The 24,372-nt window shown below is 32.1% G+C and carries 29 protein-coding genes; 7 read left to right on the top strand and 22 right to left on the bottom strand.

The features are described from left to right. Nucleotides 1-3 precede the first annotated feature (3 nt). Nucleotides 4-645: a pyroglutamyl-peptidase I gene (pcp, locus tag Q0K54_RS09600; protein WP_294580618.1), complete on the top strand. Its 642-nt coding sequence runs from the start codon at nucleotides 4-6 to the stop codon at nucleotides 643-645. Continuing rightward, nucleotides 645-1,067, top strand: a complete 423-nt coding sequence (locus Q0K54_RS09595; protein ID WP_294580616.1) for a gamma-glutamylcyclotransferase — start codon at nucleotides 645-647, stop codon at nucleotides 1,065-1,067. Before pcp ends, Q0K54_RS09595 begins: the two co-directional genes overlap by 1 nt. A gap of 419 nt (nucleotides 1,068-1,486) precedes the next feature. On the opposite strand, the gene Q0K54_RS09590 is transcribed toward Q0K54_RS09595, so the two are convergent. Then, on the bottom strand, nucleotides 1,487-1,840 hold the full coding sequence (locus Q0K54_RS09590) for a helix-turn-helix domain-containing protein (RefSeq protein ID WP_294580613.1): 354 nt from the start codon (nucleotides 1,838-1,840) through the stop codon (nucleotides 1,487-1,489). 345 nt (nucleotides 1,841-2,185) lie between these two features. Continuing rightward, nucleotides 2,186-3,055, bottom strand: coding sequence for a LysR family transcriptional regulator (locus tag Q0K54_RS09585; protein ID WP_294580611.1), 870 nt, complete (start codon nucleotides 3,053-3,055; stop codon nucleotides 2,186-2,188). 99 nt (nucleotides 3,056-3,154) lie between these two features. Between Q0K54_RS09585 and Q0K54_RS09580 the strand changes: the two genes are divergently transcribed. Both Q0K54_RS09580 and Q0K54_RS09575 read left to right on the top strand, forming a co-directional pair. Continuing rightward, nucleotides 3,155-3,712: a chromate transporter gene (locus Q0K54_RS09580; protein ID WP_294580608.1), complete on the top strand. Its 558-nt coding sequence runs from the start codon at nucleotides 3,155-3,157 to the stop codon at nucleotides 3,710-3,712. Then, on the top strand, nucleotides 3,709-4,272 hold the full coding sequence (locus Q0K54_RS09575) for a chromate transporter (protein ID WP_294580606.1): 564 nt from the start codon (nucleotides 3,709-3,711) through the stop codon (nucleotides 4,270-4,272). Before Q0K54_RS09580 ends, Q0K54_RS09575 begins: the two co-directional genes overlap by 4 nt. Nucleotides 4,273-4,337: 65 nt before the next feature. Here the strand turns inward: Q0K54_RS09575 and Q0K54_RS09570 are convergent, their stop codons facing one another. From Q0K54_RS09570 to Q0K54_RS09540, 7 genes are read right to left on the bottom strand one after another with little or no spacing between them, the layout of a single operon-like run. Next, nucleotides 4,338-5,393 (bottom strand): type IV pilus twitching motility protein PilT, encoded by a 1,056-nt coding sequence (locus tag Q0K54_RS09570; RefSeq protein WP_294580605.1) that lies wholly within the window; start codon nucleotides 5,391-5,393, stop codon nucleotides 4,338-4,340. Continuing rightward, nucleotides 5,383-5,775 carry a hypothetical protein gene (locus Q0K54_RS09565; protein ID WP_294580603.1) on the bottom strand — a complete coding sequence of 131 codons (393 nt, stop codon included), beginning with the start codon at nucleotides 5,773-5,775 and terminating at the stop codon, nucleotides 5,383-5,385. The genes Q0K54_RS09570 and Q0K54_RS09565 overlap by 11 nt, the downstream gene beginning before the upstream one ends. A gap of 1 nt (nucleotide 5,776) precedes the next feature. Continuing rightward, the gene (locus tag Q0K54_RS09560; RefSeq protein WP_294580601.1) at nucleotides 5,777-6,136 is read right to left on the bottom strand and encodes a hypothetical protein; all 360 of its coding nucleotides are present in this window, start codon (nucleotides 6,134-6,136) and stop codon (nucleotides 5,777-5,779) included. A 9-nt stretch (nucleotides 6,137-6,145) separates the two neighbouring features. Beyond that, on the bottom strand, nucleotides 6,146-6,595 hold the full coding sequence (locus Q0K54_RS09555) for a DUF4860 domain-containing protein (protein WP_294580598.1): 450 nt from the start codon (nucleotides 6,593-6,595) through the stop codon (nucleotides 6,146-6,148). A 56-nt stretch (nucleotides 6,596-6,651) separates the two neighbouring features. After that, nucleotides 6,652-6,942, bottom strand: a complete 291-nt coding sequence (locus Q0K54_RS09550; RefSeq protein ID WP_294580597.1) for a hypothetical protein — start codon at nucleotides 6,940-6,942, stop codon at nucleotides 6,652-6,654. Between the two features lie 12 nt (nucleotides 6,943-6,954). Beyond that, nucleotides 6,955-7,983, bottom strand: coding sequence for a type II secretion system F family protein (locus Q0K54_RS09545; protein WP_294580594.1), 1,029 nt, complete (start codon nucleotides 7,981-7,983; stop codon nucleotides 6,955-6,957). Nucleotides 7,984-7,995: 12 nt separating this feature from the next. Then, entirely contained in the window at nucleotides 7,996-8,883 is an 888-nt protein-coding gene (locus Q0K54_RS09540; protein WP_294580591.1) for a transglutaminase family protein, read from the bottom strand. 199 nt (nucleotides 8,884-9,082) lie between these two features. Between Q0K54_RS09540 and pfkB the strand changes: the two genes are divergently transcribed. Then, the gene (pfkB, locus tag Q0K54_RS09535; RefSeq protein ID WP_294580589.1) at nucleotides 9,083-9,997 is read left to right on the top strand and encodes a 1-phosphofructokinase; all 915 of its coding nucleotides are present in this window, start codon (nucleotides 9,083-9,085) and stop codon (nucleotides 9,995-9,997) included. Nucleotides 9,998-10,155: 158 nt separating this feature from the next. Here the strand turns inward: pfkB and Q0K54_RS09530 are convergent, their stop codons facing one another. From Q0K54_RS09530 to Q0K54_RS09490, 9 genes are all read right to left on the bottom strand, one after another. Beyond that, nucleotides 10,156-10,992 carry an RluA family pseudouridine synthase gene (locus tag Q0K54_RS09530; RefSeq protein ID WP_294580586.1) on the bottom strand — a complete coding sequence of 279 codons (837 nt, stop codon included), beginning with the start codon at nucleotides 10,990-10,992 and terminating at the stop codon, nucleotides 10,156-10,158. Then, nucleotides 10,985-11,281, bottom strand: a complete 297-nt coding sequence (locus Q0K54_RS09525) for a YbjQ family protein (RefSeq protein ID WP_294580644.1) — start codon at nucleotides 11,279-11,281, stop codon at nucleotides 10,985-10,987. The genes Q0K54_RS09530 and Q0K54_RS09525 overlap by 8 nt, the downstream gene beginning before the upstream one ends. 22 nt (nucleotides 11,282-11,303) lie before the next feature. Further along, nucleotides 11,304-13,253, bottom strand: a complete 1,950-nt coding sequence (locus Q0K54_RS09520; protein ID WP_294580583.1) for a hypothetical protein — start codon at nucleotides 13,251-13,253, stop codon at nucleotides 11,304-11,306. 55 nt (nucleotides 13,254-13,308) lie between these two features. Continuing rightward, nucleotides 13,309-13,833 (bottom strand): GNAT family N-acetyltransferase, encoded by a 525-nt coding sequence (locus tag Q0K54_RS09515; RefSeq protein ID WP_294580580.1) that lies wholly within the window; start codon nucleotides 13,831-13,833, stop codon nucleotides 13,309-13,311. Continuing rightward, on the bottom strand, nucleotides 13,830-14,078 hold the full coding sequence (locus tag Q0K54_RS09510) for a hypothetical protein (RefSeq protein WP_294580578.1): 249 nt from the start codon (nucleotides 14,076-14,078) through the stop codon (nucleotides 13,830-13,832). The genes Q0K54_RS09515 and Q0K54_RS09510 overlap by 4 nt, the downstream gene beginning before the upstream one ends. A gap of 105 nt (nucleotides 14,079-14,183) precedes the next feature. Next, nucleotides 14,184-15,770, bottom strand: a complete 1,587-nt coding sequence (locus Q0K54_RS09505) for a peptide chain release factor 3 (protein WP_294580574.1) — start codon at nucleotides 15,768-15,770, stop codon at nucleotides 14,184-14,186. A 190-nt stretch (nucleotides 15,771-15,960) separates the two neighbouring features. Beyond that, nucleotides 15,961-17,196 (bottom strand): aminopeptidase, encoded by a 1,236-nt coding sequence (locus tag Q0K54_RS09500; protein ID WP_294580572.1) that lies wholly within the window; start codon nucleotides 17,194-17,196, stop codon nucleotides 15,961-15,963. Further along, nucleotides 17,196-19,433: a tetratricopeptide repeat protein gene (locus Q0K54_RS09495; RefSeq protein ID WP_294580569.1), complete on the bottom strand. Its 2,238-nt coding sequence runs from the start codon at nucleotides 19,431-19,433 to the stop codon at nucleotides 17,196-17,198. The genes Q0K54_RS09500 and Q0K54_RS09495 overlap by 1 nt, the downstream gene beginning before the upstream one ends. 42 nt (nucleotides 19,434-19,475) lie before the next feature. After that, complete coding sequence (locus Q0K54_RS09490; protein WP_294580566.1) at nucleotides 19,476-19,817, bottom strand: PTS transporter subunit EIIB; 342 nt, start codon at nucleotides 19,815-19,817, stop codon at nucleotides 19,476-19,478. Between the two features lie 86 nt (nucleotides 19,818-19,903). On the opposite strand from Q0K54_RS09490, the gene Q0K54_RS09485 reads away from it, so the two are divergent. Next, on the top strand, nucleotides 19,904-21,100 hold the full coding sequence (locus Q0K54_RS09485; protein ID WP_294580563.1) for an FtsW/RodA/SpoVE family cell cycle protein: 1,197 nt from the start codon (nucleotides 19,904-19,906) through the stop codon (nucleotides 21,098-21,100). Nucleotides 21,101-21,111: 11 nt separating this feature from the next. Here Q0K54_RS09485 and Q0K54_RS09480 read toward each other — a convergent pair whose 3' ends face one another. Together Q0K54_RS09480 and Q0K54_RS09475 are read right to left on the bottom strand one after the other, a co-directional pair. Then, complete coding sequence (locus tag Q0K54_RS09480; protein ID WP_294580560.1) at nucleotides 21,112-21,933, bottom strand: RluA family pseudouridine synthase; 822 nt, start codon at nucleotides 21,931-21,933, stop codon at nucleotides 21,112-21,114. Then, nucleotides 21,930-22,712: an NAD kinase gene (locus tag Q0K54_RS09475; protein ID WP_294580557.1), complete on the bottom strand. Its 783-nt coding sequence runs from the start codon at nucleotides 22,710-22,712 to the stop codon at nucleotides 21,930-21,932. Before Q0K54_RS09475 ends, Q0K54_RS09480 begins: the two co-directional genes overlap by 4 nt. Nucleotides 22,713-22,803: 91 nt before the next feature. Between Q0K54_RS09475 and Q0K54_RS09470 the strand changes: the two genes are divergently transcribed. Next, a complete protein-coding gene (locus Q0K54_RS09470; protein ID WP_294580554.1) occupies nucleotides 22,804-23,373 on the top strand; it encodes a CYTH domain-containing protein in 570 nt (189 codons plus the stop codon). A 50-nt stretch (nucleotides 23,374-23,423) separates the two neighbouring features. Here the strand turns inward: Q0K54_RS09470 and spx are convergent, their stop codons facing one another. Both spx and Q0K54_RS09460 read right to left on the bottom strand, forming a co-directional pair. Then, entirely contained in the window at nucleotides 23,424-23,867 is a 444-nt protein-coding gene (gene spx, locus Q0K54_RS09465; RefSeq protein ID WP_294580552.1) for a transcriptional regulator Spx, read from the bottom strand. Between the two features lie 145 nt (nucleotides 23,868-24,012). Continuing rightward, the gene (locus tag Q0K54_RS09460; RefSeq protein ID WP_294580549.1) at nucleotides 24,013-24,369 is read right to left on the bottom strand and encodes a GntR family transcriptional regulator; all 357 of its coding nucleotides are present in this window, start codon (nucleotides 24,367-24,369) and stop codon (nucleotides 24,013-24,015) included. Nucleotides 24,370-24,372 lie beyond the last annotated feature (3 nt).

Here is a 24,372-nt window from a genome sequence, read left to right as displayed (position 1 = left end):
TAAATGAAAATCTTAGTTACTGGGTTTGACCCATTTGGTGGTGAAAAAATTAATCCTGCTATTGAATCAGTAAAAAAACTAGCTGATGAAATTGCCGGTGCCGAAATTATTAAATTAGAAATTCCAACAATTTGTCATAAATCATTAGAAGTAATTGATGAAGCAATTGCTAAATATGATCCAGATGTTATCTTATCAATTGGACAAGCTGGTGGTCGTCCTGATATTACCGTTGAAAGAATTGGTATCAATATTGATGATTGCCGTATTCCTGATAATGCGGGGCAACAAATTATCGATGAACCAGTTTATCCTGAAGGACCTGCGGCCTATTTCTCTAACTTACCAATTAAAGCAATGGTAGCTAATATCCAATCTAAAGATATCCCAGCATCTGTTTCAAATACAGCGGGTACTTTTGTTTGCAACCATGTTTTATATGGTGTTAGATATTTAGTTGATACTAAATACCCTGGTAAAAGAAGTGGTTTTATCCACATTCCATATTTACCACAACAAGTTATCGACAAAAAAGGTCAACCAAGTATGTCATTAGAAACGATTGTTGCTGGATTAACAGCTGCGATTGAAGCAATTGTTAATAATGATGAAGATATTAAAGTAACAGGTGGGGCTACTCACTAATGATTAAATCTTTTGTTTATGGTACTTTAAGAAAAGGAATTTATAATTATGATTTGTATCTAAAAGGAAAAAATACTTTTAAATGCAATGCTTATATCAAAGGTAGTTTAAAAACAATTAAAGGAAAAGTTTATCCAGCTTTTCTTCCTGAGGGTTCCAATTTAATTATTGGAGAATTGCATGAAGTCGATGACAAATTAGCTAAACAGCTTGATGAATTAGAATGTTATTATGGAAAAGATGATCCTCGAAATGAATACAACCGTGAATTACTTGATATCTATAATCAAGACGGTGAAATTATTGATCAAGCTTATGTCTATATCTTTAATATGGATAATCCAGAAAATAAAGATATAATTGGTGAAGAAATCGAATGTCATGATTATGTTGAACATACAAAAATAAATAACTTATTTTAAAAATAATCCTAGTAGCTTAACTGCTAGGATTTTCTTTTTCATTTCTAAAATATCATTGATTAGTTTTAAAAACTAATTACCTGATTGAAAAAATCTATCAAGATAACGAACTGCTTTTTGATTATTGATTGATTCTTTTTATGATAATTCAAATTGCTGTCTTGATGCTTTTGTTGATCAATATCCAAAAACACATAATTATACCATCAATATAACTTTTGCCAAATTCATTTCCATCTCATTAACATTTAAAATAACTTACCAGTATAATTACTAATTACTATGCTCTTAGCAACTAATGCGATCTTTCGATAATTTATATGACATTTTTTAATTATCTTTCCTTATCATATAAATCATTTGTAAGAAAAAATGCTGTTATTCTTGTATCAAATAACAGCTTTAAAATTCAAATTTTTTTATTCATCATTGCTTAACATTTCATTTAACATATAATTAATTGTTTTTAAAACTAATTGCTGTTGTTCATGACTGCATTTTGATAACTTAACAGCAATATCCTGAAATGCTTCTTGAAATTCATTGGTTTCATTACCAATATTTGCAAAAACAATATTATCTAATGAAATATTCAATTTAGTTACCAAACTCATCACCACTTCAAAAGATGCATTGATTTTACCACTTTCAATATTAGCAATGTGTCTTCGAGAAATTCCTGTTAAATCTGCTAATTCCTGTTGCGTAAGACGATGTAGCTTTCTTTGCTGTCTAATAGTTTTCCCTAATAATTCTACTGCGTTGTCTGTCATTTCTATCACCTCATATTAATCTTAAATAAATCACAACAATAAGAAATATTATTCATACTAAAAGATGTAACAAATTTATGATTATTTTTCAAGTGATATCATTTATTTTTTATTAAAAATAACCAAAACAAGCAAAAATATTACCATTTTATAACCATTTATCTAAATAACCAACAATTAATTATTTCTTAATTCCATTTTAACAATTCTTTAAAACATTATCTCTATACTATAATCGTCAATTCCCTTTGACAATTCTTTAACTAAAACGTGTAATTTCCTTTAATAACCCATCCGCATTAGTCTTGCAAATTATACGGATAAAAAGGTTTAAAATTAAACCTTTTATCTAAATTGTAAACATTCATCAATAAAAGTCTGGATGATTTTAGAAATGTTTTTATGTTGGTGATAAATAATATGATACTGTCTTTTTAAGTTTAATTCCGGTACCTCTATTTTTTTAACTAATCCCAGCTCCAATTGTTCTTTAACCAACATATATGGTAAACAGGCAATTCCTAATCCATAAGCTACATTTTTAATAATTACTTGCGTACTGATACTTTCCATCGCATATTTCATTTCAATTTGATGACTTTGAAAAACGCTTTTAACTAAAGTTGCTACTGAACTTCCTGGCTCCCTAGTAAAAAAAGGATATGCAGTTAATGATTCTAACGATGGCTTGGTTTGCTGCAATAATGGATGATGATTGGAGACGATTACCGTTAAATAATCTTCCATGAAAGGAATTTTAATCAACTGATTACTTAGAGGATTCGTCTCAATAATGGCAATATCTAATTGGTTTTCTAAAACTAGTTCTTCTAAAATCTTCGAATTATTAACTTTTATCTCCATAGAAAAATCTGGATATTTCTGCTTGATATTCTTCAATACATTGGGCAAAACATAGTGACTATTAGTAATGCTGCTACCAATCTTCAGAAATTTATTATCATTGAGTGTCACTGCTTCCATTTCATTAAATAAATCAATAATATGAATTGCATATTGATAGAAACTGTTGGCTGCAGCAGTCGGATAAATTCGCCGATTCATGCGATCAAATAGTGAAACCTGATAATGACTTTCCAGTTCTTTAATAGCTAGACTGACAGCTGGCTGGGCCATCAATAGTTTCTTGGCAGCTTTAGTAATACTCTTTTCCTGATAAACTTGAATAAATATTTGTAAATGTCTTAAATCCATAACATACCTCAATACATAACTAATTTATTATATATATTATATAATAATATTATTTTACTTATATATCAACCACCAGTATAATAAAAACAGGAGGTCAAAATGAAACAAAAATTATTCAAACTATTCTTTTCAACATTATATCTTAGTGCTTTTACCTTTGGTGGTGGTTATGTCATCGTTACCTTAATGCAAAAGAAGTTTGTCCATCAATACCATTGGATTGATGAAGATGAGATGCTAGATCTAATTGCAATTGCTCAATCGGCTCCAGGAGCCATCGCTGTCAATGGTGCTATCGTCGTCGGCTATAAGATTGCTAAAATTCCTGGTGTAATCATTAGTGTTATTGCCACTATTATTCCCCCATTTGTGATTATTTCCATCGTATCAGCCTTTTATAACGCATTTAAAGATAATTTGATTATATCGTTATTATTAGAAGGAATGCAAGCTGGAGTGGGTGCTGTTATTACTGCCGTCGTCATTGAAATGGCAACCGGTATTTTAAAAGAAAGAAATCCGATTTATCTAGTAATCATGTTATTAGCATTTATCGCCAATTATTTCTTTAAAGTTAATGTCATCTTTATCATTGTTACTTGTATTCTAGTTGGTTTGATTTATACCTTTTATCAAGGAAAGGGGGCTTCAAAATGATTTTCTGGCAGTTATTTTTAAGTTTTCTTCAAATTGGTGCCTTTAGTTTTGGGGGTGGTTATGCTGCCATGCCTTTGATTCAAAATCAAATCGTCAACTTACATCATTGGCTGAATTTAAGTGAATTCACCGATTTAATTACGATATCCCAAATGACCCCTGGCCCTATTGCTATTAATTCAGCGACTTTTGTCGGAATAAAAATTGCCGGATTGCCTGGGGCTTTGATAGCAACAATTGGCTGTATTTTACCTTCTTGTCTTATCGTAACAATTATTGCTTATTTTTATTTAAAATACCAGCACTTGCAATCATTACAAAACGTTTTAAACTATTTACGACCTGCTGTCGTTTCATTAATAGCTACCGCTGGATTATCCATTATCATTACTGCTTTTTTTGGTAGTGAAGTTATTGCTTTGCATCAATTAAAACTTTCGATGGTCATTATTTTTGGTTTTTGCCTTTATTTATTATCTAAAAAATGTAATCCTATCTTAGTAATGGTATTAGCCGGCGTTTTAAATATTGGTCAATATTTTATCTTTAGCTATATTTAAAAATGATTATTTGAAACTACTCAAATAATCATTTTTATTTTATCAATCATTTATTTTCTCAATAACTATAATTTTCTTTCCATCATCTTAGGATTGACTGCATACATCAATGCAGTCTCCTTAGTTATTTGTTTTTGATGATACAGATCTATAATCGCATCATCCATGGAAACCATTCCTAATTGGCGACTGCTGGCAATCACATTATCGATTTGATGGGTCTTACCATCACGAATTAAAGTTCTAATCGCCTGATTACAAATCATAACTTCAAAAACCGGTATCATCTTGCCATCAATCCCAGGTAATAACTGCTGGCTGACGACCGCATTTAATACCATCGCTAATTGAATACGAATTTGCTGCTTAGAAGCAGCCGGAAAAACATCAACCATCCGATCAATCGTATTAGCTGCTCCAATTGTATGTAAGCTAGAAAAAACCAAATGACCCGTTTCAGCAGCTGTAATGGCAATATCAATAGTTTCTAAATCCCGCATTTCACCAACTAGAATAACTTCAGGAGCTTGTCGTAAGGCTGCTTTTAAAGCTGAAACATAATTAGCGGTGTCGTGATAAACTTCGCGCTGGGAAACAATACTACGATTATGTGAATGTAAATACTCAATTGGATCTTCAATCGTAATAATATGGGTATTGCGATTTTTATTGATCAAATCGATAATACAAGCCAATGTCGTGGATTTACCACTTCCAGCTGGTCCGGTTACTAAGATCATCCCCTTTTTTTGCTTTGATAAATCACAAACGATCGGTGGTATATGCATTTTTTGGGGATCAGGTAAATCAAATCGCACGATTCTTAAAACTGCAGCGCTAGAATTACGCTGACGATAAGCATTAACCCGAAAACGACCAATTTGTGATAATGAAAAAGAAAAATCATCATCACCGGTAGTTAAAAACTGATCAAAAGAGCGATTATCAGCCAGTTGATAGATTTCTTTGATCATTTGTTGGGTATCATCAGGCATCAAACGTTGATCATTATAATTAATTATTTGTCCTTCAACTTTAATCGCACATGGCGCTCCAGCCACAATAAAAACATCAGACGCTCCTTTTAGTACGACATCTTTTAATAACTCTTTAACTTCCATCTTCACCCTCCAAATTAACTGTCTTAAAACTTATAATCTCTAATTGATCACCATTGATCGTAAAAGTTAACTGTAATATTTGATTATCATTAATATTATCTTCAATTATATAATTATTATTGTCTTGATGATAATCAATCGACAGCTGACTTAACTGCTCTTCTATATTATTACTATCTAATTGATAAAATTGTTGCAATAAACGACTTTCACTTTGATAATAGCTGCTGGTAAACTCAACTTGTCTTAAAGTAGATTGATAATAGGAATTAACACGTAAAAATGATAAAATTGCCAGTATCGTCATTACTAGAATCACAAAAATCATAAATATTGAAATTGCCCCGACACTTAAACGTACCCGACTACCTTTTCGATTCAATTTAATTTCCTCCTAATATAAATGGCAACTCACTGATAACTTCATTGTTAATTACTATAATTACTTTACCACCAGTATAATTTAAATCACTAAATTCAATTACTAAATTATCATTTTGATAGGTAAGGGTGTCAACTTGTTGATAATTATTTAAGAGATAGCTAAGATCTTGATTTTTTGCCTGCAACGATTCAATCAGATTGCTAGCTGCTAAAAGACTATCTTGGATTTCTGTCGCTTCCATCTGCTTATTTTTAGCTTCCACAATAAAAGAGGCACAGATAGTTGCTGAAGCAGCAAAAAAGAGAATCACAATAATTAATTCCATCAAAAATGAAAACGAACTTACTTTTGACTTCATCTTTACCTCCTAACTGTGTAAATAAATAATACTAGTTTTAGTTTGATTGGCCTTACTTACAGTAATATAAAGCGATGAACCTTCCTGTTTAATTTTAAAGTCAGTGATGGCAAACAAAGGTTCCCCCTGGCTTAGATTTGACGGATAATCATTACTAGTATATAACTCTTTTAAATAACCATCCTGAAAATAAATATAGGTTGTAGTTTGACTGGTAGTTATCTGCAAACAAGTTACCTGATCGAGCTGTTGTACTTTAATTGCCCCTTGACTGTCATTTGCTTTCAATCGCGTATTAATATAAGCAAGACAAACACTTAAATCATCTTCAGTTTGACAGGTCGTATCTAGTATCTGATAACCTCTGATTTCATAAGTGATAATAAAAAATGATCCAATGACAAATAATAAAAACAATGATAAAGAAAAAATCATATATGCGCTTTGATGTCTATTCATAACTAGGCTCATTTTTTCCAGACTTTTACATTATGCGCTTTGATGTCTATTCATAACTAGGCTCCTTTTTTCCAGACTTTTACATATGGTTCAAGATTATCAGCCTGATAATAGTAAATAACCTGATAGTCATCATCATTAAGCAACAAACCATAATTATCTTTTAAATACTGGATATCTTGAGGATAACGTCCTTCAATGCTATAGCATTTTAAAGATAATCGTCTTATTGTTTCTTCAATTCGCGACAAATCTTCTTCATTAGAAAAATCAGCAGTATTATTAAAGCCATAGAGCGTAATTATCAACATCACTACTATTAAAAATACTTTTAAAATCTTCTTCATTATCGCTTACCTCTAAATAGAAGCCATGATGCTAATCAATGGTAACATTACTGAAATAAGTACAATTCCAACAATCAAAGACAACAGGGCTACAATTGATGGTTCAATAATATTTAAAAAATGATCGATTGCTTCACTAACCTGATTTTGAAAATAATCGGATAGTTTGACCATTGTTTCATCAAGCTGACCAGTTTTAAAACCAATCTGAATCATATTTAAAGGCATTCCCTGATAGATCTGGTACCGTTTGATAACCTCAACAAAACTATCACCAGCATTTAGATCTTGAAAACATTTAGTCAAACTATCTCGTAAGCTTGTATCCACAACTAATTTAGGAATATATTCCATCGCCTGATTTAAATCATAGCCACTAGAAATAAACAACGATAATCCATAAGTTATTTGCGCTTTGTTTAAAGCCTGAGACAATTTTTTAGTAAAAAAAGCTTTTTGTACCAATGTCGTTAAAACATCTTCCTGTTTAGTTTTTTGATATAGATAGATTCCTAATAGCCCGATTACGATAAAACCAAGTATTATTAAACAAATAAACGAAAAAACCTGACCAAATTGCATAAACGTTGTGGCAAAAGAAGATAAATCAGTTCCCAAATTCAACAGGACATTTCTAAAGATCGGTAAAACTTTAAAAACAATAATTGAAACAACTACAAACATCATAACAATCAAGATCAAGGGAAAAGTTAACGCCTGTTTCAACTTGCTGCTGATATCATCAATTCGAAAATAATACTGACTCAATGATTCCATGACTGCATCAAGATTACCACTTGTTTCACCAATAGCCACCAGATTACTCATATAATCATCAAAAGCCTCACATTGATCAAGAGCCTGGTAAAAAGATAATTGTTCCTCTAATGCTGCTTGTAACTTATGTAAAACTGATTTTAAATTTTGATTATCACATTCTTGATAAATCATCTCGATCCCCTGCTGTAAGCTAAAACCTGATTTTAAGATCATCGCTATTTGCGTGCAAAAAAGATATTTTTCACTGACCGTTAATTTCACCTGCACCCCTCCTTAATAGTATAGTGTTTGAACATATTGTCCATCATAATCATATTTAGTACTGGCAAAAGTAGGATCCATGATCGTCCAGGTATTTTGATCAATAAAAATATCTGGATTCACCCAGCCATGTCCTTCTAAATAAACTTCAACCCAGGCATGATATTCATCATCATCTACACCACCACAAATCAAACGAGCCGGTAAATGATTGATTCTAAGCATCGCCACCATCATTGCTGCAAAATCAAAACAAATTCCTTTCTTCTCTTTAAGCAATGATTCTAAATCCGGAATAATGTATTGCTGCCTGGCAAGTTGAGCTTTATTATCATCATAAGATAAATAATCGGCTACAAACTGATAAATAGTGGTAATTCGAGCCAGATCATCATCTTGATCTTTAACCGTATCAATTGCCAGTGTTGTTATTTGATCACCAGGATAATAATTTACTAAAATATTTGGATATAAAAATGGTGATAATTCATTATCAATGGCTACCTCAAGATTTAAACTTTGGACAATTGCGTATTGACTTCCTTCAATATTTTCTAAAATTTTAAGAGTATAAGTACCGCTTCCTAATTGCAAAGGATAACTGGTACCAGTTACACTAGTTAAATCATAATTATATTTGACATCATCTTTACTAATTTGAATTTTAATTTTTTTATTAACCCCAGCCTTTAAAAAGCCAATTACATATCCTAAACTGGCATTAGAATAATCGATCATCGCTACAGTACTATTTAGTTGCTCAGTACCAGTTTCTGGATATAAAATATCAGATACTGTATAACCTGGTGATGCGGGATAATCACTTGGGTATTTTTCTTTACTACATCCAGTTAGAAGAACTGATAATATTATCAATAGCAGTATTAATTTATCGCGCATTATCAAATCCTCCTTGAGGATAATTATACACTGATTAAATCTACTTTAAAATAAAATACGTGATATTTTTGAGATTATATACTTATATCATCATATTTTAATCACATATTTTTAATTAACTAATAATTATCATTTAATTAAAACAATTGATTTTTAAGACAAAAGAAATTACACTAAAACTATAAAAGGAGGCCTAAAGATGATTTATACCGTTACATTTAACCCATCATTAGATTATATTATGCATGTAGATAATTTTGCAGCAGGCAGTACCAATCGCTCTAAAAGCGAAGAAATTTATCCTGGAGGTAAAGGCTTTAATGTTTCGACAATTTTACATCGATTACATTTTCCAACTACTGCTTTAGGTTTTATTGCCGGTTTTACTGGCGAAGAGATAAAAAAACAGTTATTAAAGCGCGGTTTTAATTTAGATCTATGCCAGTTGGACACTGGAATCTCACGAATTAATATTAAGATGAAAAGTAATCAGGAAACAGAAATCAATGGTAGTGGATCAGCTATTCCTCAGGCTAAATTAGATGAATTATTTGATAAACTCAGCCAGTTAAAAAAAGGAGATATCTTAGTTTTAGCCGGTAGTATTCCTAGCAGTTTACCAAGTGATATTTATGAAAAGATCATTAAATTATGTCATCAAGATGTAGCAATAATCGTTGATGCCACTAATGAACTGCTTAAAAATGTTTTACCATATCATCCATTTTTAATTAAGCCAAACCGTGATGAATTGGAAGAATTATTTCAAACAACAATTAAAAGTTTTGACGAAATCATTACCTATGCCAAATTATTACAAAAACAAGGAGCTAAAAACGTCTTAGTTTCTCTAGGTAGTGATGGAGCAATTTTAGTAGCCGCAAATAACCGTAATTACTATTGTCCAAGTGCTAAAGGTCAACTCATTAATAGTGTTGGCAGTGGCGACAGTATGGTTGCTGGTTTTATTGCCGGTTATTTAACCAATCATGATTATGCTTATGCCCTAAAATTAGGAAGTGCCTGCGGTGGCGCAACTGCTTTTAGTCAAGATTTAGCCAGTGAAAAACTTATCCATGAAATTGAACAACAACTAACGGTTAGTGAAATCTAAAAATCGGTCATTTATAAGATGACCGATTTTTTGATATATCCGCTTTTTTTATTAGATATTCAAATAAATAGAAAAGAATTAAAACTATTAATGCAAACATTAAATCACCAATCTATTATATTAATATTTTTTATCTAATATGAAAAAAACTCTGTCTTTTAAACAGAGTTAAATATTCGAGTAAATTCTTCAGGCATCTTAGCAACAAATTCCATCTTCTTTTTAGTTTCTGGATGGGTAAAACCAAAAACATGAGCATGCAAGCCTAATCGTTTAAGCGGATTAGATTTAGCACCATATTTTTTATCACCAATAATACTATGACCTAATGATTGCATATGAACACGGATCTGATTTTTCCTTCCGGTATCCAAAAATACTTCCACTAAACTATAGCCTTTATTTTCTTGAATAACTTGATAATTAGTAATTGCTAATTTTCCTGTTTTAGCAATATATACTTGCTGAGTTTTACTTTCTTGCAGATAATTTTTGATCGTTCCTTGTCTGGATTTCAATTTACCTTCAACGATAGCTAAATAACCACGTTTATACACAATTTTATTCCACTTATCCTGTAATTTGTTTTTAATTTTTTCGTTTTTGGCAAACATCAACACTCCAGAAGTATCCCGATCTAAGCGATGAACAATGAAAACACGAGCCCGTTTATCACTTTTTTTAAGATATTCACTTATGTAATGATAAGCTGTTTTTTCTTTTTCAGTACTGGTCGCCATTGATAATAAACCAGCTGGTTTATTAATGACGATCAATTGCTTATCCTCATAGATAATTTCAAAAGGTAAATTAGTGGCACTTTTAGCAACAATTACCTCATCGCCAGGTTTTAATAAGTAATTAAACTGACTAATAGTTTGTTGATTAACTTGAACTTGTTGATATTTCAACAGATTTTTAGCTTTCTTTTTATTATAAGTTTGCAACAAAAAATCAATCAAACTTATTTCTTCATTAACATGAAATTTATTCATCGATTGGTTCAACCTTTACTGCCATACCAGAAACTTGACATTCAATCATGTTATGACCTAAGTTTGTAGTTGTAAAGCGAACATTTATAATTGCAGAAGCATGACGACGCATTGCCTGTTCAACCGTCAAAGCCATGGCATCTTGACGTTTAGCATCCAATAGTTGTTCAATATCAATATTATCATCACTTTCAAGTGTCTGATTTAAAATTTTACTACCAAAAACAATCCCTAAATTTTTTGTAATTTTAAATCCAGGAATATAATCCATGGTACTCATTTCGATCATGTTCACAAACTGCTTCCCCCTTTTATTTCATATTGATAATTCGATAAGTATTAAATAAAACAATAACTGATACTAATAAATACATCACTGCCGATAACCACCATGGAAGTACATGAATCACTGCCATAATGATCATAATTAAATTAATCGTCAAGCCAAAGAAAATGTTTTCCAAGGTAACTGCTTTTTGTTTTCTAGAAATCATAAATGTTTCAATTACCGTATTTAAATCAGAATTCATCAACATAATATCACTATTTTCAATTACCTTTTTATCTTTGATTCCCCCACGACTAATTGCAACATAAGAATTTTGTAATAACGCTAAATCTTTAGAATTATCACCAATATAAGCAACCGGACCGGCAATACTAGCTTTTTCCATCACTTCAAGTTTTTCTTTAGCCGTCAAGTTATTATAAATTCGATACTGATCATCTTCTAGATCAACTGGTCCATCATTAAAAATAATTAAATCTACATGCAATTTAACTAACTTGGCAAACAGATCCATTTCTTCTTCAGTGACTTCCACTCCATCATAGCGATCATAAATAATTGTTCGACATGAATTTAAAGCATCTAATCCACTATTTTCTTTAATAATTATATTTCTAGAAAAAGCCTTGGCTACCCCAGATAATACAGCAAATGAGGAAGCTTGTTTATAAGCAAAGCTACCAGAAATTGTCAGTAAGATAACCCCAACATAAATATATCTAAAGTTATGTTGTAAATCAAATAATGGCACTAAAACAGCACATAGAATTCCAATAACCACTAATAAAACAGAATCAGCTTTACTGATTAATTCAACCAATCGATGGGTTTTTGAAGTATCGACTGGCGCCATCATCGCAATTTCTAAGATCTTATTCATCGCACTACGTTCATAAGTGTATAAAACCTGAATTCTTAAAGTATCTTTAATATTAACACTACCACTTTGAACTTCATCACCAGGTCCTACTTCTTCTAAGACATCACTACCATTGATAGCAAAAACATCCAATTCACTTTTACCAGAAATGATCTTAGCTCCTAATGGGACTGTTTCTCCTGGTAAAACAACTAAAATATCACCAATATCTACATCTTCTAGATTTACCATTTCATATTCATTTTCACCGATTTCACGACGTCCCATCGTAATTGGATTAATTTTATCGTCGATGCGATCCATTGAATAACTAAGCAGTTTTAATAATAATCGTTCTCCAATCTGGAAAAAGATAGCAACAAATACGGTTTCTATATATGCCTGATAAACCCATCCAAAGAAACAAGCCAGAGTTATCGTAACATTTTCACTTAAGAAATGTTTCACTTTTAAATCCTTGTATACTTGTAATAATGTTTTTTCACTGACAATAATTAAAGTGACCAGCCACCCAATTCGAGTAATAATATTAGGATCATCACGAGTAACAATTCCTAATGATAGAGCAACAACTAAAACGGCAATTCGAATCATTGCTTTTAAATATCTTTCCTGGAATAAATCTTGAGATCTAAATGGTTTTTTCCACAATTCAACATCAATCTTCGGATTAACTTTATCAACTAGACGATTCAAACGCAATAAGACTTTTTTATCGCTAGTTGTTACTTTTAGTAATTTATTTGTAAAATCTAAGCTAACGTTTTCATAGGCTGAATAGCGAGAAATAACTTCTTTAATTTGATTGGCATCTTCTTCACTTTCTAAGTTTGTGAACATAAAAATATGCTCGACCTTTTTTTCAGTTGGTACAAATTCTCTTTTTCGTGAGTTGACTTCTTCTTTTAAAATATAATTGTCACCAGCATTCTTTAACAGCTGTTGAACATTTTCTGGTTCTTCACAATAGAAGGAAATCCCATTTTTTCCTACTTTGATTCGCGACACTTCCTCCATTTCATTTAAAAGAAGCGTAATCTCATTTAACTTATCATTATCATTGATATTATCAATATAGAAATTACCAGCCATAATAATCTCCTTTCTAATTCACTTAATTTTATCATAGATAGTCTAATTTTCCAAATTAAACTATTCCATAGACCATTTTTAAGATTTGGGGATAAAATTTATGATACTCATCAAGACTCAATCCTTTTGAAGAAGACATCAAATAAAAATATAATCGATGCTTTAAGCTGCGAACTGGTGGAACAAAATAATCATACTGATCATTTAAAACCATTCCATTTCTTTGATAAAAGCGAATTCTTCTTTGACTGATCAAATCACCAGGATGTTCTACTTCCAATAAAACAATCTTATCATCTAAAGAGATAAAATGCTGTAACATCGAGCTGCCAGCCCCATGTCCTTTAAAAGAGCCATCAATCGCAAAATAGTCAATAAAGCGAAAATCATCTGATAAATAAAATGACATCACACCAACAATTTGCTCCTGATCATTTTTTAAACATAAAACCTGATAGCTCTGATTAAAAAAAGTCTCTTTCATATAATCATAATCTTTAATTTCCTTTGAGGGAAAATTATTTAATAATATTTGATAAAATTTCTCAAACTCATCACCTTTCAACAATTCATATTTCATTTTTTCACTCCTGTCTTTTTATTATTAATTAATACAAAATTCTCTTCAAATTCTTCCTTAGTGCAAGATAAATCAAACTCTTTACCATAAATCTTATAATTAACCTGGAGGCGACCACTATCACGGATTACACAATCGTAAACTTCACCTTTAGTAAATAAATCACGTTCTTGCCGTCCTATTACAATCTTCATTGTCTTTTTACAACGACAAACTCGGCGTTTTCCAATATTTGTAATAGTCAATCACCTCTTTTTCAACCAAAATTTAATACTCAAAACCATTATACCATGTTATAGACTAAAAAATAATCCTAAACATAAAGCAAACCCTTGAAAACAAGGGTTTAACTAATTCTTACTAAATTCTAATAACTCTAGATCGGCGTTTTTCTCAGTTGCCCAGCGAACAGCCCATTCACTAGTAAATAATAATAAATACTGTCCTTTTAAATCCTGTACTTTCTTAGTATCACTAGATAAATTCAAAGCTTTTAAATCACTATCGGTTTTAACCCAGCGAATAAATTGATATGGTAATGGTTCTTTAATTATTTCCACATTATATTCAGTTTTTAGCCGGTGTTCTAAAACTTCAAATTGTAAGACCCCAACAACACCAACGATTATTTCTTCCATACCGCCACCTAATTCTGTGAAGATCTGGATTGCCCCTTCTTTGGCAATTTGTTCAACCCCTTTGACGAATTGCTTTCTTTTCATCGTATCTTTATTACGAATCAAAGCAAAGTGTTCTGGAGCGAAAGTTGGAATCCCTTCAAAAGCAAAGTGATCTTTACCAGTGGTAATCGTATCACCGATTGAAAAAATACCTGGATCAAAAACACCGATAATATCCCCGGCATAAGCTTCACTTACTTCCTGACGTTCATCAGCCATCAATTGTTTTGATTGATTTAATTTAATTTTGCGCTTACCTTGATAATGATATACTTCTAATCCTTTAGTAAACTTACCAGAACAGATTCTAAAAAATGCCATTCGGTCACGGTGGGCTTTATTCATATTAGCCTGAATTTTAAAGACAAAAGCACTGAAATTTTCACTAAATGGATCAATGAGACGATCCCCAGCTTTTCTTGGCAGTGGTGGTGTTGTCATTTTTAAAAAGTGCTTCAAAAATGGTTCGATTCCAAAATTGGTTAAAGCAGAACCAAAACAAACCGGTGATAATTGTCCCTGGCGAACTTTTTCTAAATCAAATTCATTTCCAGCCATATCTAATAACTCAACGTCTTCTTGTAATTTATCAAATAAATCCTGACCTAATTCATCAATTAAAGCCGGATCATCATAATGCATTATTTTAATATCTACTTCTTTACGGCCACCATCAACAGGAATAAAACGAATTACTTCTTGACTATGACGTTCATAAACACCTTTAAATTCTTTACCACAACCAATTGGCCAGTTAATTGGACAGGTATCGATTCCTAATTCCTGTTCAATCTCTTCCATTAATTGATAAGGATCACGAGCTTCACGATCCATTTTATTAATAAAAGTAAAAATTGGAATATGACGCATCGTACAAACTTTAAATAATTTTCGTGTTTGATCTTCGACCCCTTTACTAGCATCAATGACCATGACTGCTGAATCAGCGGCCATCAAAGTTCGATAAGTGTCTTCTGAAAAATCCTGATGCCCAGGAGTGTCCAAAATATTGATACAAAAACCATCATAATTAAATTGTAAGACCGATGAAGTAACTGAAATTCCTCTTTGTTTTTCAATTTCCATCCAGTCACTTGTTGCCGCTTTACTATTTTTCTTACCTTTAACGATTCCCGCTTGCTGAATTGCTCCCCCATATAACAAAAACTTTTCAGTTAAAGTTGTTTTACCAGCATCCGGGTGCGAAATAATCGCAAAAGTTCTTCTTTTTTCAACTTCTTGTTTTATACTACCCATATTCTCTCCTTATTATATTAATCAGTTTTACCTGCATCTTATATTAATCAGTTTTACCTGCATCTTCTCTTTATCTTTTAGTTCCTTGCAAGGTTTAATAATATCGACTAAATGCATTTTTGTCAACTGTAATCAAGGTTTTTAATCACAAGCCTAAAAAGACAAAGATAACAAGTAAGCCCTGTTATCTTTAAAATACAAAATTTCCGTTTTCAAAAATCAATACTTCTTGATTTTCTTTAGTTTTACCAACGATTTTTAAATCACTAGTTCCAATCATAAAATCAACATGTGTCAATGAATCATTGATACCTTTTTCCAGTAATTGTTCCTTAGTCATTGTCAAACCATCTTTAATACATTCACCAAAACCTTTACCAATAGCTAGATGACAAGAAGCATTTTCATCATACAAAGTATGATAGAATAATGTTTTCATATTGGAAATTGGTGAATCATAAGGTACTAAGGCAATTTCTCCTAAATAATGACTGCCATCATCAATTTCAATCATTTCCTGTAAAATTTCTTTTCCTGTCTGACAATCAAAATCAACAATTCTGCCATTTTTAAAGACTAATTTAAATTTATCGATTAAATTACCATTATAATTTAACGGCATTGAACTATAAACAACACCATTAGTTCCTAAACGATTGGGACTAGTAAAAATTTCTTCGGTTGGGATATTAGGAAAATAATAAACACCATTATTATCATAGCTGCCACCACCAGCAAACAAATAATCTTCATTTAAAGTTACTGTCAAATTGGTTCCTAAAGAGTTAGTATATGTCAAACTAGTTAAATTTAAATTATTTAAATAATTTACGCGTTTTTCAAAACTTTGACGATGTTTTTGCCAGCTATCCAAAGCATCTCCATCATCGATCTTACAAGCTTTAAATATCGCCTGCCACAAAGCATAGATAGCTTCTTGATCAGACATGTCTGGATATACTTTATTGGCCCACTTTAATGAACTAGCTCCAGCAATACACCAGCTATTATCACCTAGATCCATTCCATCATAAAACGGTTTACAAGCAGTGGCTACACTTTTAGACCACAAAGCGATCTTTTTAGGATCAATGCCCTTTAATCCTTCAGGATCATTACCCTGGATTGAAATAAAAGCTGCTTTTTCTTTAGCATAGTCATTTCTTAAATGTTGGTACCACAAAGGCACTTCGCTAAATTTATCAATCGGTAAATACTCGTATTTATAACGTGAAATCACTTCATCATAATAATGTACAATTACTTCATCTGCTCCAGCTTTATAGGCTTCTTTGGTTACTAATTGCGCCAGTTTCGCATTTTCGACTGGAGCTTCAACTACAACTTTTTGACCTTTTTGGACATTGACTCCCGCTTTAACGATCAACTGCGCATATTTTATTAATTTTTCTTCAAATGATAACACTATTCATCATCCTTTCTATCTTGATTTAACTTATCCAATTCATCTTTAGCCGCTTCAATACCTAAATTTAAAGCTTCTAAATAATAATATCGCGCCTTATCTAGATTCTTTACAGTTCCTTCACCATGGCTAAACATATATCCCAAGATAAAATTAGCCTCAGGATCTTTTAATGAAGCTGCTTTAGTGAACATTTCATAAGCTGCTTTTTTATCAACCGCTGTTCCAATTCCATAATAGTAACAACGCCCTACATTATAGATACCAGGAGCATAATCCTGATAACTAGCTGCAGCTAAATACATCTTAAAAGCCTGTGATAAATCTGTTTGACAACCTAAACCATGCTCCAAATAATATCCCAACATATTTTGAGCTGGTGCATATTCACTTTTAACAGCAGTTATTAAATATTCATAAGCTTTATAATGATCTTGAACCAGTACCTCACCATCATCTAAATATAAAGCTAGACGATACGAAGCATGTCCATCCCCTAATTTAGCAGCATCTAAATAATATTTAATTGCCTTAAGATCATCATGATAATTTTGTTCATAAATCAAACCCAAAGCATACATAGCGCCACTATGATTCAAGTTAGCGGCTTTTTGATAATATTCGATGGCTTTATCAAGATTTACCTCAACACCACGACCCATTTCATAAGCAACACCAACCCGAAACAATCCTGGTCGATAGTTTTCATTAGCAGTCTGTAAATATAATTCAAAAGCTTTATTCAGGTCTAAGGCGACTCCTTGACCATGATCATAAAGATAAGCCAAATTATATTTAGCTCGTAAATAATTACCATCAGCAGCTTTTTGATAGTATTCAATTGCTTTTTGCAAGTCGACTGGAACACCGATTCCCATTTCATAGCAATAAGCTAAATTACACTGGGCTGGTGGATAATCTTCATTGGCTGCCTGTAAGTAAAAAGCAGCAGCTTTTTGCAGATCTTGTTTAACTCCAAAACCACTTTCATAACAATATCCCAGTGCTACCATTGCCTGAAGATCATTTTGTTTAACGGCCTGACGATACCAATAAACACTTCGAAAAGCAGCATTTTTGATTTCTGGATGATTTTCATAAAAATATCCCATCCAAAACTGCCCCCGAGAAAATCCTTGTCGGGCCGCTTTTAAATAAGTAGCACGGGCTTCTTTTAAATCAATTTCAACTCCATATCCTTTTTCATAACAATAGGCCAGAGAAACTAAAGCTGGTGGATAGTTTTCTTGACTAGAACGCTGATACCAGTAAAAAGCTTTAACATAATCCTGCTCAGTTCCCATTCCCGATTCATAACAAATCCCAATTCGATGAGCCGCACGAATATGTCCTTGATTGGCAGCTTCTTCATAATACTTAAAAGCCTGGTGATAATCTTGCTTTACTCCTTCACCAAATTCATAGCAGGTTCCTAAACTAAATAAGGCTTCACTAAATCCTAATTTAGCCGCTTCAAAATAACAGTCAACGGCTTTATCCATATCCGCTTCAACCCCTAAACCATATTCATAGCAATATCCCAGATTACAAATAGCGCGTGCAAAACCAGTCTTAGCAGCAATTGAATATAATTCAAACGCTTGATCGACATCACGCTTGCCACCTAATCCGCGTTCATATAAATACGCCAGATTGCAGCCAGCTACAATATTTCCTAACTGATAAGCCCGTTTATAATAATGACGAGCCTGGTGATAATCCTGTTTTACCGCCAAACCACGCTCATATAAATATCCAATAGTACAAATACAATCACTATTATCTAATTCTTCGCCCCGACGAAAAAAAGCCAAGGCCTGATCATATTGACGGCGGTCAAATAATTTTAATCCAATTTCATATAATAAATTGCCACTTAATGATGTTAAATTGATTTTTTTAAAATCATTTTCAATCATTAATAAACATAAATCAATTCCAATGATCATTCCTTGATTATCTTCAATTAGATATTGCTCATAATCAAGAAACTCCGTTTGTTCCAGCTGGTCCAATCCCAAATTAGCTTTGATCTGTTCCATCCTTTTTTCTAGCTCTTCAATATTTTCATCTTGATGATAAATCGTTATAACTTTACAAAAAGCTTCCTCATTGTTATTCAATCCTAGGGGTTTTAACTTGATCAAAGCTTCCTGGTCATGAATTTCCATCAATTCATCAAACAGCCAACGATTAAATAACGGTTCATAACTTGCAATTCGATCCTTTATATCCATAAAAAAACTCCTTTAGTAAAATAAGCAGATCATCGAATCTGCTTACTGGTCATTTATCATTCGTGATATTTCTTTAGAATACTTTCCTAATATCGCCGTTATCTTATTAGATGTTTGGACAATGCCTGAAGCTCCCAGGGCCTTAAGCGCCTCAATATCAACTAATGTATCATCATTGACAAAAAAGGTAACTTTAGAAGACGTTGCTGTTGTTTCCTTAAGATTATCCTTACCACCAACTGCTTTAATGATTTCATTAACATCGACCGGTATATCACTGGCACTAACTGGTTTTGGCCCTTTATTTTTCATTGATTTTATAAAAATATACGCTAAAATAGCTATAATAACGATAGCAATTAAAATATATGGTAAATAATTCATCAAAATAACCCCCTATCAATTATCGTTTAATTATAGTATACTATACCATGAATAAAAAAACTATCTTTTTTATCAGGAGTGATTTTATGGAAGAAAAAGAAAAATCGGTTATATGCAAGCCGTTGCTTGTAGTTGTTGCTTTGTTATGTTTTATTAGTTGTCTTGGAATTAAAAGCGCCACTCCTTTAATTACCGTTGGTAATCCAAGTACCTACTGGCTTAGACAACTTGTCTTTTATGGTATCTCTTTTGTTGTCGTCGCTATTGTTTATAAAGTAACTAATGATCGCATTTATTCATCGATGTGGATCATCTATTGGATCTTAATGGTTTTATTGATTGGACTGGCTATCGATCACTTCGTCTTTACCCACTTTGGGATGCACGTTGTTCCCCTGGCTAAATTCAACAACGGAGCTACTTCCTGGTACTCTTTACCGGGGTTTGATCTACAGCCTTCCGAGTTTATGAAAATAATCATGGTTGTGATCATGGCTGATGTTGTTGATAAACATAATAATCGTTATCTGGTCCATGATTTTCATAACGATGTTTTGTTGATTGGAAAAGTTTTAGCAGTTTCTTTACCTCCTTGTATCCTCGTTTATCTTCAAAACGATTCTGGGGTAACGATGATCATGATGTCTGCTATCTTCTTTGTTATCTTTATGTCAGGAATTCGCGCTGGATGGTTTATCATTGGTGGCATAGTCGTTGCAATTATTATTGCCATACTGGCTTATTTATTCATTTATCAGCACGATATTTTCTCAAGTCTGATTGGTGGTGGTCATAAATTAGATCGTTTTTATGGCTGGATTGATCCTGAGGGAACCTATAGTAACCAGGGATATCAGTTATTTAATGCTTTATTATCTTATGGTACGGCTGGTCTTTGGGGCTATGGAATGGAAAATGCCATTATTGCTTTACCAGAAGCTCAAACTGACTTTATCTTTGCCGTTATTGCTTTAAGTTTTGGATTTATTGGTGGTGGATTAACAATTCTAATAATTTGTGTTTTGGATGCCATTATTTTAAGGATTGGTTTTCGAGCCAAAAATAATCGTGATAAATACCTGACAGCCGGTATTTTTGGATTATTGATTTTTCAACAGGTATGGAACATTGGAATGGTTTTAGGCCTCTTCCCGATAACCGGAATAACCCTGCCATTTCTATCATACGGTGGTTCTTCACTACTATCATATATGATCGTGATTGGAATTTTCCTGGATATGGAACGGCAAACAAGAATTATTGAAGGCAAAAAACGTTATTAAAAAGGCGCCTATTATTGAGGCGTCTTTTTTATCATAATCAACTGATTAGTATATGGATGAATAAACGATAGTTCAACACTATCAAGATAATATTGACCAGACCCACTGGCTCCATATAAACAATCATTAACTAATGGATGTCCTAAACTGGCTAAATGAACACGGATCTGATGTGTCCGACCGGTTTCTAAAATACACTCTAACTTACTTTGGTTTTCATTACTTTCTAACACGCGATAATGAGTAATAGCCCTTTGACCACATTCACTAATTACTCGTTTAATACTATCATCCTGACGGGCAATCTTTTTATCAATAGTACCCGCTTTTACTATTTTGCCCTCAACCAAACAATGATAGACCCTTTTTACCTGTTTGATATCTTTTGAAAGCAGATAATGACTATAGCTATCTTTAGCCACCAGCAACAAACCTTGAGTTTCTTTATCTAAACGATTAACTAAATGGACTGCTGCTGTAATTTGCTTAGATTGATAATAAGCTGTCAGGGCGTTGGCCAAAGTCCCTGTAGGATAGCGTCTAGTTGGAATACTCACTAAGCCAGGTGGTTTATCAACAATTAAATAATGATCATCTTCAAAGTAAATTTTGAGCTTTAATGGATATGGGACCAGGTTATTTTTTTCTATTGGCCAAATCAGCTCAATTTGATCTCCAGTTTTTAATTGATATCTAACTGTTTGTTTTTGACCATTGACTAGTATCTGTCCTTGCATCTTTAATAATTTAATTGTTTTTTTACTTAAATTCTGTTCAAATAAAAAATCCCGCAATAATCTTTCATGATAATGACTAACAACTACAAATCTCATTCACAAATAAAAGCCCTTCTAATTCGCTGAATAAAAGACATCGGACGATATTCAATAAACTTAACCGTTTTTTTGGCCAAAGTAACTTCAATTTGATCAACATCACAAAAATCATAGCGCAAATGATCGATTCCCATACTTAAACAATGAAAGTGACTACTTTCCAGGCGAATAATTCGATGGGCATCTAAAATCATACTAGCTCCTAAACTACGATAAGCATTATGTTGTATTGGAGCAACTTCACTTAATTGCATCAATGGTGTTCCAGGATAAATAACAGCTCCACCAATTGATTTATTATAAGCCGTTGAACCCGATGGTGTCGAAACGCATAACCCATTTCCCCGAAATACTTCTAACAACTCATCATCAATATAAACATTAATAACTTGCGTCACATAACCATAATCAACTCGCATCTCATTTAAAGCATAAAAAACTTCTTCATTACCATGACGATAAATTTTGACTTCTAATAAATTCCGGTCATTGACTTTAAATTCATTTTGCTTGATTGCCAAAATTAAATCATCAATTTCATCTTTTTGATAATCGGTATAAAATCCCAATGTTCCCGTATGCACCCCAATATAATAAACATCTTGATTTAAATACTGATGAACCGAAGCAAGCATCGTTCCATCCCCACCAACGCTAATTACCAAATCAGGCTGTTCTTGATTATAATCAGCAATTCCAATTAATTTATTTTGAATTTCGCTGGCAACTTGTTTTGAAATATCATCTTGTTTTGCCACCAATGCATATTGTAACATTGTTTTCACCATCCTTAATGATTATAATATAGTATATACTAATAGAAATTGTCAATAAGACAAAATCATCAATAAATGTGAGGAATTATCAATGAAAGAAGAAAACTTAGAAATTGAATTTAAAATATTAATTACCAAAGAATTATTTGAACAAATTATCAAAGATCATCCTGTAGATCGCCATTACCAACAAACTAATCATTATTTATTGCACCCATTATTATCAAAACTGCATTATTCATTTCGGATTCGCGATAAAGATGGTCATTTTGAATTAACATTAAAACAGCCACAAAAAAATGGTACTTTAGAAAATAATCTATTAATTTCTAAAGAAACTAAAGAAGCCATCTTGAACCACCAATTTGTCAATAATGAAATTTTTGATCTGTTAAAACCATTAAATATCGATAGTACCATGTTGGTAACTGACTATTTCTTAACAACTACCCGTTATGAAATAAAAACTCCGTATGGTTTAATCTGTCTTGATTATAACGAATATAATAATTGTACTGATTATGAATTAGAATATGAAGTCAACGACTATGAAACTGGAAAACAGGCTTTTTTAGATTTCATCAGCCAATATAATCTAACCTACACTCATAACTGTCTAAGCAAGATCAATCGAATGGCTCTAACGATTCCTAAAGAATAAAATAATAAAAATGGCTGTCAGTCAATCAACTGACGGCCATTATTATCTAGTTACTTTTCTTGATGATAAGCCTCTTTAATCGAATTAGCATCAATGAACTGCGGACAAGCATCACTATTAGGACACTCTGCTAGGCGTCGTAATTCCCGAGGAATAAAAACCCGAATTTCTTCAGCATTATATCCTACTTGAAAACGCCGTTCATCAATCATGATTGGTCTCTTTAAAACCGAAGGATTAGCCTGGATAAATTTAATCAATTCATTTACAGACATACTATCTAAATCTATATCATTTTCTTTAATTATTTTACTGCGTTTAGAAATGATATCGTCGGTTCCATTTTCACTTCGTTCTAATAATTCTCTTAATTCAACTTCTCTAAGCAAGGTTGAAAAAATATTCTTTTCCACATAAGGAATATTATGTTCTTTCAGCCATGCCTTAACCTTACGACATGATGCACAACTAGGTGCTGTGTATATACGAATCATAATATCATCTCCCTTACCCATACTATTATACATTAATTTAATTTTTTTTCTATCTTTTTTAAGTGCTCTTTTTAATAAAAGCGCTTACATCAAAATAATTTACTCTTTTAAAAGTAAAATTTAACTTATAACGATAAAAAGGAGCTTATGCAAGCTCCTCAATCATCTCAATAATTAATTTTGTATCAAAACCTAACTCTTCCATTTCAACTACAAAATCTTTAACTTTTCGGCTACATACTTCTTTTTTTAATTTTTCTATCAGTTTTTCATCCTCACTAACATATCTACCTTGCGCTCGTTTGCTATAAATGATTCCCGTTCGTTCCAGTTCACTCAAAGCTTTTTGCACTGTATTAGGATTTACACTATAAGTTACCGCCAGTTCTCTAACTGATGCAATTTTATCACCGGGTAAATATTGCTTCGTAAAGATTTCTTTTTTTATTTCTTCCATTACCTGGATGTAAATAGGTAAATTGGGATCAAATTCATATTTCATCTA

It is taken from the genome of uncultured Thomasclavelia sp. (genome assembly GCF_944324745.1).
In the GTDB taxonomy this organism is placed as follows: Bacteria; Bacillota_I; Bacilli_A; order Erysipelotrichales; family Coprobacillaceae; genus Thomasclavelia.
This window is presented reverse-complemented; position numbering and strand designations above follow the sequence as displayed.